Source organism: Pedobacter cryoconitis (assembly GCF_001590605.1).
GTDB lineage: Bacteria > Bacteroidota > Bacteroidia > Sphingobacteriales > Sphingobacteriaceae > Pedobacter > Pedobacter cryoconitis_A.
Genome location: NZ_CP014504.1, coordinates 1554718 through 1566858, shown reverse-complemented (window position 1 = coordinate 1566858; position 12141 = coordinate 1554718). Strand labels below are relative to the sequence as shown.

Here is a 12141-nt window from a genome sequence, read left to right as displayed (position 1 = left end):
AACTAAGATAGATTTAGATTATTATTGGCACAATTTAATTATAGATTATTGATAAAATATGCTTAATATTATATAGGGTGTGAATTTTTTACACTTAAAAATCAATTATCTATCCACAATAAATTAATCAAATCTCACATGGAAACAACTACTTTTTCAAAATTCTCAGCCGAATTTTTCGGTACACTGGTCTTGGTCCTGATGGGCTGTGGCAGTGCTGTAATTGCCGGTGCTGATGGTACGAGTGGAGTCGGTTTGCTTGGCATATCCTTCGCTTTTGGCCTGTCTGTAGTGGCTATGGCTTATGCAATTGGCCATATTTCAGGTTGCCATATTAATCCGGCAATTTCCATTGGTATGGTGGTAGTTGGACGAATGAAATTCATTGAGGCAGTTATCTATATTATTGCGCAGGTATTAGGGGCAATTGCAGGTGCAGCTATTTTATACCTGATTGCATCTGGCAAAGATGGTTATGCGCTTGCTGATGGAGGTTTGGGCCAGAATGGTTACGAGGCTGGTTCTCCTGCTGGTTATAGCTTGCTTTCTGGCTTTGTTGCAGAAACAGTATTTACTTTTATTTTCCTGATGGTGATCTTCGGATCAACTTCTACAAAAAACATCAATGGTGGTTTTGCTGGCCTGGCAATTGGCTTAAGCCTGGTCTTGATCCACATTGTAGGTATCAAAGTAACTGGCGTATCTGTAAATCCTGCCAGAAGTATTGGTCCGGCATTAGTAGTAGGTGGCCAGGCAATCAGCCAGGTTTGGTTATTCATTGCCGCACCTGTTTTAGGCAGTATATTGAGCGCTGTAGTATGGCGTTTCCTGCTGGAAAGAAACTAAGCTGTAAATCATAAAAAAAGACCCTGTTTTTTCATTTATTGCGAAATAAAACAGGGTCTTTTTGATGACTAACCTTTGATGATTGTACCAACTGGCACAGAAAAGATTTTCAACATGCCTCGTACACACAAAGATTCTAAGATTGTTTACCATACTCCTATTGGTATGTATTGCGCAACAGGCTTTTTACCTGGAGGTGATCAGATTCGTGAACGTATCTTATTATTGGACCCTCAGCATTTAGATCAGCTATTAGAAAATATTAAAGCGATGAACTAATTGCGTATTTCTACTTGTGAATATGCGTAGTTTAACTACTCCATTTAAGAATAATCTTTTGCAAATTTGATCTAAGGTTAACATCTCATCAATCGACACCCTATTTTATCTTAAACAGAAAAAGCCTCATTAACGGGGCTTTTTCAATAATGAGCTTTCTACTTTGATCTTAAAACATCGTATTTCTTTAAAAAGCAGAAATCTGCGTTTTTCCTGATGACCATAAATTAAGTATGGAGAGTACGACCAGAACCCTATAACTTAAACCAGGACTTGCTTGAGATTTTGCTGAAATCAGTGAAATGATGTATAGCTCAAAATAGAGGGAATGACATATAATAGCTCTCCTGTTGCTCCGCTCGCAATACCAGCGTTTTTGGGAAACAATTTAAGGCTTAAGAAAGGAAAAGGCTAAGAAGTTCCTTTCAAAAAACAAAGAAATGATTACATAAATCAAATAATAGCTATAAATTATATTTAAAGATAGATGGGGTTACCCCAGTATGTTTTTTGAAATAATTATTGAAGTGCGCAGGATAGTCAAATCCAAGACAGTATCCGATTTCGGCCACATCCCAATCTGTATTCTTCAGCAGGGTTTTAGCTTCATCTACAATCCTGTTACTGATCATTTGCGTAGTAGTTTTGCCAGTATGTGATTTGATCACATAGTTTAAATGGTTAACATGAATATTCAATTGACCCGCAAATTCAGAGGCACTTTTGATTTTGAGTGGATTTTCAGGTGAGTCTACAGGAAACTGGCGTTCCAGCAATTCAATAAACATTGGTGTTATCCTATCGGGAACATCTTTGTGTGCGGTTAAACTATCCGCAGATTGTATTTTAATCCCCTGATGTATGATCAGCTTAAGTAAGCTCCTGATTACTTCGAATTTATATTCATAATCGCTTTTCAATTCATCGATCATTTGTTTAAAATATCCGCTAACTAAATCTGTTTGTTCTTTATTGAGAAAAAAAACAGGGTTAAGTACAGGATTAAATAATGGACAAGTAAGCTCCAGACCCTTTTTTAATTCAGCAGAGATGAAAGAGTCATTAAATAAGCATAAGTAGCCTTCTTGTGTCTCTACAGTAGATTCCCAGGAATAAGGTACGGAAGGATTAGAGAAAACAAGTGCCGCCTGGTTCACCTCAATCACCTTATCTGCGAAGTGAAGCCGGCCGGCTCCTATAGTAAGGCACATCTTATAATGGTCTCTTCTATTATAGGGAGTTACCTTATTACAATAAGATCTGGGCTGAACATTAAAATGACTTAAATTCCCTTTGGGGTTTAACAAATCGGAAGGAATTACCTGGTTTGTTCTATGGTAATAATCTCCAAGAGTTTCTATTGCTGCCTTCATATCGAATTGAATATTTCAAAGAACAAAGATAATTAAAAAAAGAATCAGATTGGAGGGGTTAATTTTTCACCCTTCCTTTTTCCACATCAGCACTCCCAGTATCCCGCTTACTTTTTTCAGACAATGACCTTCCAAAATTATAATTGAAGCCTAAAGTAAATACCTGTGAATTAAATTTATTCCTGAAAGCTTCTGTAGCATTCGGAATATTATTGGTCAAACCATTGTTCTTGTAAGTCTTTAAAATATCCCGTACACTAAACTTAAATGATCCCTTATTATTGAATACTTTCCTTTGGATACCCGCATTCAATTGTCCGGTCCCATTATTAATAAATTGACTGTTAGCACGGTTAGAAACATAAAACCCACTTAGTTCAGCACTCCATCCGGAAGATAGCGTAAATATATTTGAGCTGTTAATTTCGCCCATAGTCCTGGATTCATCCAGAAAAGTTGAGAACAACTGTCCTTTAAAAACACATACTTTGCTGTACCGATATTGCCTATTCCATCAATAGAAACAGCGCCTTGCTGTTTAACAACTTCATATTGCAGATCTGAAACATGCGTATAATAAACCGCCACAGTGAGCATACTTTTATTTTGATACCGTAGCGGTTAATTATAGTACAAAACAGCGACATCTATCCCGGGTCATATTGTGTTCGGTGTTGAGAAGGGGTTGGTAAGGCCATTGGCCTTACCAACCCCTTCTCAACACCGAACACTGATACTTGCTGAATAATCCTTCCTTATTACTAAAGAAAGATCACAGTACAGAAAATAATTCTGACCACTATTCCTTAAAATAGTCGCTTTAAAATCAATTGCCCCTCTTCCCAAAATTTCAGCTCAGAATCTGAATTGATATGTCCCTTCGACCCGATACTGACAAAATCACTTCCCCATTGTTCTGCAAAATAAATGGCTCTTTGCAAATCAACATAAGGATCATTTTCACTTGCAATAACGATTGATGGAAAAGGTAGTTTGGTGATTGGTAATGGCGCAAAACCTCTTAACACATCTGGAGTATGTGCCGGAGAATCAACATCTGCCGGGGCGACAAATAAAGCTCCCTTGATGTTTGGGTTACTGTATCTGACCGCCCAATGTGCGACTAAAGACACAGCAAGACTATGGGCAACCAAAATGACCGGGCCATTTAATTTTAAAAGGGTTGTATTTAGCTGCGCTAACCATTTGTCAAGATCTGGTTCCTCCCAGTTTTCTTGCTCAAGCCAGGTTGCGTTACTCAAGCTTTTTACCCAAAAGCTTTGCCAATGGTTTTCTCCGGACCCCCCAAGTCCCGGCATAATTAATATTCTTGTTTCCATTATCCAGCTACAGGATTATTCAAGTCCAAATTACAGATTAGCTTTTTGAATTGTTATAGTCATGAACAAGTGTCTTTATCACTTTAAATGTAAAGGATTTGGTTTGATGGTAATTTTGGGATACCTGATCATTGTCCGCCAGCATATCTTTTAATAGCGCTTTACGTTCTTTTCTGGTTTTACTGCCCGCACTTACTACGTTATTATATTTAATTGATGCTAGCTGAGAACTGTCTTTCTCGATAAACCAACTCGTATATTCTGTATTTGGAATTCCTTCTGTAACAACAATAGAGGCAATTGCACTAGTTACATCAAGTGCATTATCCATCTGCTTACCGAAAGTATAAGACTTATATTCATACAGTTTTATTTTACCATCTTCTATACATTTTAACCAGGAAGCTTTCTCAGGTATTGACATCTTTTTCGCTAAATCCTTCGGCATAAAACCTGGCAGCACCTTACTACGATAAAGCATTTTATTATTCGCATTATAATAAGTAGTGTATGTGTTCGGATCTAATCTATAACTAGTATCTGCTGTAATCAGTTTTGACCCACCGACCAGGTAATTAACTTTAATTCTACCATATATGGTATCATTGGTTTTGGTTACAAGATAACTTTTGTTTTTAACAGGTGAATCTGCGCGCGCTGAAATCCCCAATATCAATAAGGGAAATACGATAAGTGATTTGATGTGCATAATAGAATGGTTTAATCGTTAAAGATAAAACACCTTTTTAGCAATTGGTTTGATGGGGATATATTTTTTAGATAAAATTACAAAGTGTAATCAATGCCAACAGGGAAATCCTGATTATAAATAACACTTTTACAGAAATCATTCATTAGAACCGAATCTATTGAAGTAAATTGACCGAATGGATAAAATCGTTGTATTTGAAACGTACTATAACCCTATAGAAGCAAATATTGTAAAATCAAGATTAATGGATGCGGATATTCAGTGTTTTCTATCTGACGAAAATACCATTACGCTGAATCCTTTATATACTCAGGCGCTGGGAGGTGTTAAGCTCCACCTTTTTGAAAAAGATGTGGATTTAGCCAGAAGTATACTACAAGAAACAATTCCACCATTGGAAACACCAGAAGAAGAAGAAAAAGGAGAATTTGTTTGTCCCAAATGTGGCTCTCACGATGTTGGTTACGTTCAGGCGACTAAAAAGCGGTTCGGTATTTTAACTATGCTGGTTTCAATATTGCTGTTAGTTTATCCCTTCAGTGTTAAGAAAGTTCATCATTGTTTTAACTGTCTACATGAATATAAATAAACCAAACCGTCCGATCTCGCACAGCATTAGTCCGATAATGAACATTTCAAGTTAACCACATCACTTAGCATACTGATTATCAATATTTTAATTTTCTATTTTGACATAAGCTTGGTATACCCGGGTATCAAGGGGGCTTGAAATTCTCTATTTTATTCTTCAGATAAGAAGCCATTGTTAAATAATGAGAGTTATTAAACAGATTATTGAAAATTGTATAAAAAAGAACCAACCGGGGATTCAAATATTTTTTAGCTATACTTTGGACAAAGGCTTAACTACTTTTGTGTTTTTTTTTGCGCGTTCAACATCAGGACTACGATATAAATCCTCTGGTATAGTGGATAGCTTAGAGACATGTACCTGTTCACCAAGACCATAAAATTGTTGAAAGCTCATGATAAGCGGTTTCCATTTATTCGGATCGACCCGATTTGGATTTTTCTCCATTAGAATTAATTCATCAAGATAAACACGTTGGATGCGTAGCTCAATAGTAAGCAGACGCCCACGCTGTTGCTCATCATCTTCTGCAAGTCCATGAAAACTCTCCATCACAGCCTCCATTTGCACCGGACATTCTGCCACTCTTGGTGGGTTAACTGTTTCAGATTGTACAGCTGTAAGCTGAGCAAGGCCAAATTTGTCAGTTTCATAAGTGTAGCCTTTCTGTGCTTTGCCGGCAGGAACAGGAAAAGTACCTGTGGTGAGCGCTAAACGATTGACGGCAGCAGCCTGATGAACAGAAGGAAGGTTCAAGACACATTCGCCAGTGCGTTGTATATTTTCAGTAGTTTTCGAGAAAGCCGAAATACCTATTATAGCACGCCAGCCCAGCCAGAAAATAGATGAAATAGGTGCTAAGTTATTTGTGCCATCAGGATTAGTAGTTGTTATCAGCACTACAGGGGTGCCGAAATAAAGAATTGAAGGTTCGCTTAATTGATGCATATAGTTATTGATTTATAACCAAACCTACCCTAATGCTACACCGTACAAAACCCGATTCTTGCGGTATAAATTTTATTTCTTACTTATCATTTTTCTCTCATTAAATACTTTCACCAGACTAGCATCGTAATCTTCCGACAGCACATCCCCTTCTGTAAACACAGTCATAATAATCTGCTGATCTACAGTCCGGTTGTAATCATAGGCCAGATAAATCCTGCCATCCAAAGCCTGTTGTGCATCGGGATAGGAAACACCTGACCTTTCATCAATCAGCAATCCTTTTGTCCAGGTTTTACCGTCATCTTTAGAGAGGAAGGCCATTAAATGTGACCGGCCTGTTTTTACTGCTATCGGGCCATGTTTCAACAGCAATAAATTTCCTGAATTTAGTCTGCCGATGAAAAATCTTGAACTGGTATGAACTAAGGATGAAGGCTTTGCGGCCGACCAGCTCCTACCCTTGTCTTTAGAAAAGCTTTCAGCTATTCCATACCTGGTTCTGAGCAACATCCAAAGCGATCCGTCTTTGCGTTCTACTAGCATGTGTTCATCAAATTCTCTGTCAGCTTCAGGCACATTACAGGCTCCTTTTACAGTCCAGGTTGCTCCTTTGTCAGTAGATACAACCACTTTTGCACTCTCATCTGTTAACCTCCAGGTAGAAACTGGCAAAAGCCATTCGCCTGTAGACAAGACTGTTGGTTTACACATCATTATTCCGTCGGAAAGTCTTTTTGCCGAAGTCCAGACTGGATTCTCAGCATCCGGGTCATTAGCTGTCATAGCCCAGACGCCGGCTACAGAGCCTTCCAAGCCTATTGTCTGTGCCCAAAACAGCCAGAGCTTACCTGTTGGATCGATCCAGATCTCTGGGTCGTATGCCCTGACAGGCCCCTTTTCATCAGGATCCACCACCAGTATCTCCTTCCAGGTAACTCCCTGATCCTTACTCGAGGCCAGTACTACATAGTTATTTGCATCTTCACCTGATGTCATGCCAGCGTACCACGTAGCCCACAAAGTGCCATTCGAGGTAACAGTAATACTTGGAATGCCTGAGAATTTCCGGCTCTGCTCAGCATATTTATAAAAATTACCCGGATCATTGATCACCTTGGGTGCCTTCTTAAAGGCCTGATTATCCTGTGCAGACAACCTTTCACTACAACATAAAATCAACAATAATAAAGAAAAGGTCAGTTTCATAGGTATAATTTAATGGTGCGGATTAAGTCTGCAGAAAGCTATATTTAATCTATATGTAATAAATTTAAACAAGGATATCCATAAAATCAAATCTTACCCAAGTTTTTATACAGAGTCAGATGCGGCAAAGTTTTCTATCTGGACTATCCATTTTCTTCTGTCATTCTCATTTAATTCATAAAGAGGGCCAATAAAACTATCCTGAATAGAAGATATTCCGCAATATTCCAAGATTCCATTTTTTAATTGGACAAGTCCGCTTGACGCATAGACTTCCTCATAAATCTCAAGGGATAAATCTCCTGCCGTTGTAATAATTCTTCCCGTCCTGCCATGCAACAATCCATCAGCAGTCCCTTCTTTATTACTAGTGAAAGTGATGCCTGGAAGAAACGCCCTGTCGAAAAACCCTTTCATAATTGCTGGCATACCAAGCCACCATAAAGGATGTATCCATACTTGGTGCTCACTCCATTTGATATCTTCCAATGCTTTTACCAAATCCGGTTCCAACTCCATTCTTTGACGATAACCGAACTGTAGATTGGGATTGAAATCCAGCTCTCCAATTGCAATATACCGCACTTCTGAACCAGCTTCTAATGCGGATTTTATATAGGACTGTGCAAGGGCAGCGTTAAAACTTTCTTTATTCGGATGTCCATTGATCACTACTATTTTTTTCATTCCTCTTGATTTAAAATTTGCTTGAATAATTCAATTTGTTGTACATAAAAATTATCGGATAAGGAACAGGAAAAAAAATCGAAAGCATGTACAGCTCCTTTTATTTCCAACAGATCAACCAGAACATCTGCTTTCTGTAATTCTTGGGCATATTTTTTTCCTTCATCTTTTAGCGGATCTAACTCGCAAACAATGATGGTTGCATTGGGGAGGTTATTGAAATCCTGTGCTAATAATGGAACTGCATATTTTGGCGGCTGGGTTATTTTATGTTGTAAATAATGTTTCCACATCCACTCTGCCGCCTTTTTGGTTTGCATGGGTGCATTTGTCAATTTATTCATAGATGATGTTTGCAAAAGTTGGCTCATTGGAGGGTATAGCAAGTACTGATGCCGGATTTTCATTTCCTTCCGGTCTCTTGCCAGCTGTGTAATAGATGCTGCAATTGTTGCCCCGGCACTGCTTCCGCCAATCAGGATATTCTCTTTGTTTCCACCTATTTGATCAGCATATTCAGACAACCATAGTAATGCTTCATAACCGTCTTCCATGGCTGCTGGGAATGGATGTTCTGGAGCTAATCGGTAATCCACCGAAATAATCATCAAATCAATAGCTAATGCTAAGCGAAAGAATATAAAATCATATTGCTCGGGAGTACCATATATAAACGCACCACCATGAAAATATAACAATATAGGTAAATGTTGTTTTCCTTTCGGCCTGTATATTCTCAACCGGATCGTTCTGGATTTATCAGAAGCTGGAATGAATATATTCTCCACATCCAATTGTTTTGGAATAGCAAGAGGCTCTTCTTGCCTTGATAAATTCATTTCCTCTTTCCTTATTTCCGCAGGGCTATTCGCTAACAGGTTTTCGTAATCTATTTGATTATAGGGGCTTTTAGCAATAGCTTTCCAAAGAGCCGAGTCTATATTTTTAATTGTACTTTCCATAACTAAATTGTCAATACGATTGCTTTCATATATTTATTTAGCAAAAATAGACTGAAATACAAAGAAGATACAGGTACATTCCAAGTGTATTTGGGTATTTTTGCGTTATGGCAAGAGAAAATATCCATAATTCATTAGAGGTATATTATGAAAATATAGACTGCTGTCCCTTACGGGACCAGCAATTCAATTTTTTTGAATTTGTCTATGTATTATCTGGAAAAGGAAGGCATGGAATCAACGGTAATCAACTTCCTTTTAAAACCGGAGATCTTTTTTTAATCACACCTAATGATTACCACTCATTTGATCTGCATCAGATGTGTGAGTTTATAGTCGTGCGCTTTGCGCCATCTTATGTAAAAAGTTACAGTTGGCAAAGTATAGATCATATTGAATGTCTATTATATTATGCCTCTCATTTTTCAGGTTCTATTTTAATTAATGAGACGGATAAACTCATTGTTAGCAATTTGATGCATAACTTGCTGCACACCGTGGAACAGAAGTCTATATATGGCGAAGATTTAATGCGTCACTTAGTCAATGCTATTATTGTGATTGCTGCAAGAAACATATCGGTTATCAAACCTGAATCTATTTCACCAAATACAGATACCCGGATACTACAAATAATTGACTACATTCAGGATAATATACGTCAGCCTGAACTGCTTAAAATAAGTATAATTGCTCAAAAATTCGGATTATCTGAAACCTATCTGGGTAGTTATTTCCGAAAGCAATGCAATGAATCAATACAACAGTATATTTCTTCATACCGGATTAGACTGATGGAACATCGATTACGTTTCAGCGACAAAAGAGTTCATGAAATAGCCGATGAATTTGGGTTTGCCGACGAAAGCCATATCAATAAGTTTTTCAAAAGACATAGGGGGTTAAGTTTACGTGTTTACAGGGATAACTGTAAAAGAGAAAATGTTCAGGCTTCCTGATTTTCAACTTATGATATTGCTGGTTGATAGCTTACGATGACATCTTTTAGTCTATTTACAGCTTTTTTATTAGCTATTAGTTGGTTGATATGCAAAAAATGAACTTTTATGTCTTCAAAGACTGCAATAGAGGCGAGGTCAAGACATTCCAAAAAGGAAAGGGATTCTAATCCTTTCATAGACGTCATAATATCCAGTTCGATTGCATTATCTATATAGATGCTTGTCCATCGTACAACCAAATATCCAGGTCATCTGTACTCCGGTTAAAACCATGAAATCTAGTAGCAAATCCACCAACCATAATATATTTTACATCATGATTATTTAAAGACCCCCAAAATCGCAGTAATACTTCATCTAAAACATCCATATAAACTACTTATGAATAATCACGGCCTTATTGAAAAGATTATTTGTGCGTAACATTTTGGTAAAGAGTTTAAGTTTATCAAATCAGAACGAAATATATCTTTACTTAGACGCTCATTATCAGATAATTCGGTAACGCATATTTTTGGAAGTTCTTTAAGATTGTCTTTGGTTTCTTTTTTCATATCTCTCCTAAATTATATTGTGATTTAAACATACTATCTGGATTACACAATCTCAGTTAGGTATGATAACTAAGTTTAGTGGTACCCAAAGGTGTCTTCAAATTTATGATAGGCTTTCCCGGATTTCCATAAATAGTTTCTTTTCCACTAATGTAGACTATTAGCGTTAAGGATTATCCTCGTGCGTAGAAAATGTCCGTAATTGTCCTTGGCTGTCTGCAATTGTCCGCAGTTGTCCATGGATTAGTCAAAGGGGAAATTATAATTTCATGAATCTTCAACTAGTTATGGTTTGGTTGTGCCTGAGTGGTGGTCGGGGTGACACCAGGCTGTAAACGGGCTGTAAGCATGGCAAGTCCATGTTGTTTCAACTAGTTGTTTTGACTTGGACTTGCCATGGACTCAACTTGCTCTTACCTTGGTCTTACCCTAACGAGTACCCGACCAGTACTCAGGCAGTACCCGGACGATACAGGTTCACTCGGTGCTGATCAAAGTCACCTGGGCTTCAAGTACAGCGCATTGATTTGGGACTATCATCAACCTAAATCCAGTTTCACAGGTAAATTATAGCTATCAGGTATAGCTAAGATACCCTTCTCCTATAATTTGGAATGAGGTTCTTTCTCTTCCCATAATTTAAATCAAAGGTTTCATAATAACCTACATGGCGTAGCTGGCTTTGGAATTGGCTCCACGATTTACCCATTTTATATATATATTTTAGCTGCAAATGCTATACTGAGAACGAAGTCATATGTCTAAAAAAATGAAAATAATTTATTTAATTATTGGGGCTATCCAATTCTGGAATTATATAATTATATAATTAATATAAACATATTCACTTTTCTATTGTAAGCTAACACTACGGTGCATATTGACATGAGCTTCCGCGGATTATAAATTTGGCTTCATAAAAATATTATTATGGAGCAACAAAAAATCAAAACCCGCAGAGCGATATGCATTCGCGGTAAGCAGCTGATTATTCAATTGCTGGAAAAATACGAATCCTCAAAAGCACAGATCAGTCTGGTTCAATTTTGTAAAGATCATGATGTACCGACAGGTACATTCTATACCTGGCTCAGGTATCAGCGTGAGGGTAAATATAAAGTCAATGGTAGATTTATCGCCCTATCTCCTGAACCCGTATCATTACCGGAACCAGCGATGTCACTTCCTGTATTTGCCAGTATAAATTCAGGAGAGTTAACTGTCCAGCTGCATCAATATGTTGCGCCAGAATATATTCAATCGCTACTGGACAAACGCAGAGGGTTATGATACCGACCAATAAAAATTATTTTGTATACCCCGATTGTATTGATGGCCGCAAAAGTTTTAACGGGCTTACAGGGATTATCCGTAGCGAACTGCAACGCGATCCTGCAGGTGGCGATGTGTATATTTTTGTGAGCCGCTCGCGGCAAAGCATCAAATTATTATTCTGGGAACATGGCGGCTTTGTGATTTACTATAAGAAGATGGACAATGGGAGTTTTGAAGTTCCGCCACTTCGTGCTGATGGCCAAGGCCGGCATATCAGCGAAATCCAGTTGCTGCAGGTAATCCGGGGTATTGAATTTCAGAAAGAAAAGCAGCGAGGCAACGTGCGGAAAACTACACTAGCTTTGGAGCAATAATTGCAAGGAATATTCATCAAAAATTTGC

The 12141-nt window shown here is 37.8% G+C and carries 16 protein-coding genes; 7 read left to right on the top strand and 9 right to left on the bottom strand.

Features of this window, described 5'->3' with window-relative positions:
• Nucleotides 1–138 precede the first annotated feature (138 nt).
• A complete protein-coding gene (aqpZ, locus tag AY601_RS06685) occupies nucleotides 139–846 on the top strand; it encodes an aquaporin Z (protein ID WP_068398259.1) in 708 nt (235 codons plus the stop codon).
• A gap of 78 nt (nucleotides 847–924) precedes the next feature.
• Nucleotides 925–1125 (top strand): hypothetical protein, encoded by a 201-nt coding sequence (locus AY601_RS06680; RefSeq protein ID WP_068398257.1) that lies wholly within the window; start codon nucleotides 925–927, stop codon nucleotides 1123–1125.
• Nucleotides 1126–1589: 464 nt separating this feature from the next.
• Here AY601_RS06680 and AY601_RS06675 read toward each other — a convergent pair whose 3' ends face one another.
• The 5 genes from AY601_RS06675 to AY601_RS06660 all read right to left on the bottom strand — a co-directional run bounded on the left by AY601_RS06675 (nucleotide 1590) and on the right by AY601_RS06660 (nucleotide 4547).
• Nucleotides 1590–2498: a helix-turn-helix domain-containing protein gene (locus AY601_RS06675; RefSeq protein ID WP_068398254.1), complete on the bottom strand. Its 909-nt coding sequence runs from the start codon at nucleotides 2496–2498 to the stop codon at nucleotides 1590–1592.
• Between the two features lie 58 nt (nucleotides 2499–2556).
• On the bottom strand, nucleotides 2557–2931 hold the full coding sequence (locus AY601_RS06670) for an outer membrane beta-barrel protein (RefSeq protein ID WP_068398251.1): 375 nt from the start codon (nucleotides 2929–2931) through the stop codon (nucleotides 2557–2559).
• Nucleotides 2871–3095: a hypothetical protein gene (locus AY601_RS25595; RefSeq protein WP_157287759.1), complete on the bottom strand. Its 225-nt coding sequence runs from the start codon at nucleotides 3093–3095 to the stop codon at nucleotides 2871–2873. Before AY601_RS25595 ends, AY601_RS06670 begins: the two co-directional genes overlap by 61 nt.
• A gap of 209 nt (nucleotides 3096–3304) precedes the next feature.
• Nucleotides 3305–3838, bottom strand: coding sequence for an RBBP9/YdeN family alpha/beta hydrolase (locus tag AY601_RS06665; protein ID WP_068398248.1), 534 nt, complete (start codon nucleotides 3836–3838; stop codon nucleotides 3305–3307).
• Between the two features lie 37 nt (nucleotides 3839–3875).
• The gene (locus AY601_RS06660) at nucleotides 3876–4547 is read right to left on the bottom strand and encodes a hypothetical protein (protein WP_068398245.1); all 672 of its coding nucleotides are present in this window, start codon (nucleotides 4545–4547) and stop codon (nucleotides 3876–3878) included.
• A 178-nt stretch (nucleotides 4548–4725) separates the two neighbouring features.
• On the opposite strand from AY601_RS06660, the gene AY601_RS06655 reads away from it, so the two are divergent.
• Nucleotides 4726–5139: a DUF2007 domain-containing protein gene (locus AY601_RS06655; protein WP_068398242.1), complete on the top strand. Its 414-nt coding sequence runs from the start codon at nucleotides 4726–4728 to the stop codon at nucleotides 5137–5139.
• Nucleotides 5140–5394: 255 nt separating this feature from the next.
• Here AY601_RS06655 and AY601_RS06650 read toward each other — a convergent pair whose 3' ends face one another.
• The 4 genes from AY601_RS06650 to AY601_RS06635 all read right to left on the bottom strand — a co-directional run bounded on the left by AY601_RS06650 (nucleotide 5395) and on the right by AY601_RS06635 (nucleotide 8948).
• Nucleotides 5395–6090, bottom strand: coding sequence for a flavin reductase family protein (locus tag AY601_RS06650; RefSeq protein ID WP_068398239.1), 696 nt, complete (start codon nucleotides 6088–6090; stop codon nucleotides 5395–5397).
• Nucleotides 6091–6162: 72 nt separating this feature from the next.
• Nucleotides 6163–7299 carry a sialidase family protein gene (locus AY601_RS06645; protein ID WP_068398235.1) on the bottom strand — a complete coding sequence of 379 codons (1137 nt, stop codon included), beginning with the start codon at nucleotides 7297–7299 and terminating at the stop codon, nucleotides 6163–6165.
• A 105-nt stretch (nucleotides 7300–7404) separates the two neighbouring features.
• On the bottom strand, nucleotides 7405–7986 hold the full coding sequence (locus AY601_RS06640; protein ID WP_068398232.1) for an NAD(P)H-dependent oxidoreductase: 582 nt from the start codon (nucleotides 7984–7986) through the stop codon (nucleotides 7405–7407).
• The gene (locus AY601_RS06635) at nucleotides 7983–8948 is read right to left on the bottom strand and encodes an alpha/beta hydrolase (protein ID WP_068398229.1); all 966 of its coding nucleotides are present in this window, start codon (nucleotides 8946–8948) and stop codon (nucleotides 7983–7985) included. The genes AY601_RS06640 and AY601_RS06635 overlap by 4 nt, the downstream gene beginning before the upstream one ends.
• 107 nt (nucleotides 8949–9055) lie before the next feature.
• On the opposite strand from AY601_RS06635, the gene AY601_RS06630 reads away from it, so the two are divergent.
• The 4 genes from AY601_RS06630 (at nucleotide 9056) to tnpB (ending at nucleotide 12113) form a co-directional block, all read left to right on the top strand.
• On the top strand, nucleotides 9056–9907 hold the full coding sequence (locus tag AY601_RS06630) for an AraC family transcriptional regulator (RefSeq protein WP_198163634.1): 852 nt from the start codon (nucleotides 9056–9058) through the stop codon (nucleotides 9905–9907).
• A gap of 953 nt (nucleotides 9908–10860) precedes the next feature.
• Nucleotides 10861–11037, top strand: coding sequence for a hypothetical protein (locus tag AY601_RS25590; RefSeq protein ID WP_157287757.1), 177 nt, complete (start codon nucleotides 10861–10863; stop codon nucleotides 11035–11037).
• 357 nt (nucleotides 11038–11394) lie between these two features.
• Nucleotides 11395–11754, top strand: coding sequence for a hypothetical protein (locus AY601_RS06625; RefSeq protein WP_068398226.1), 360 nt, complete (start codon nucleotides 11395–11397; stop codon nucleotides 11752–11754).
• The gene (tnpB, locus tag AY601_RS06620) at nucleotides 11751–12113 is read left to right on the top strand and encodes an IS66 family insertion sequence element accessory protein TnpB (RefSeq protein WP_068398223.1); all 363 of its coding nucleotides are present in this window, start codon (nucleotides 11751–11753) and stop codon (nucleotides 12111–12113) included. The genes AY601_RS06625 and tnpB overlap by 4 nt, the downstream gene beginning before the upstream one ends.
• Nucleotides 12114–12141: the final 28 nt, after the last annotated feature.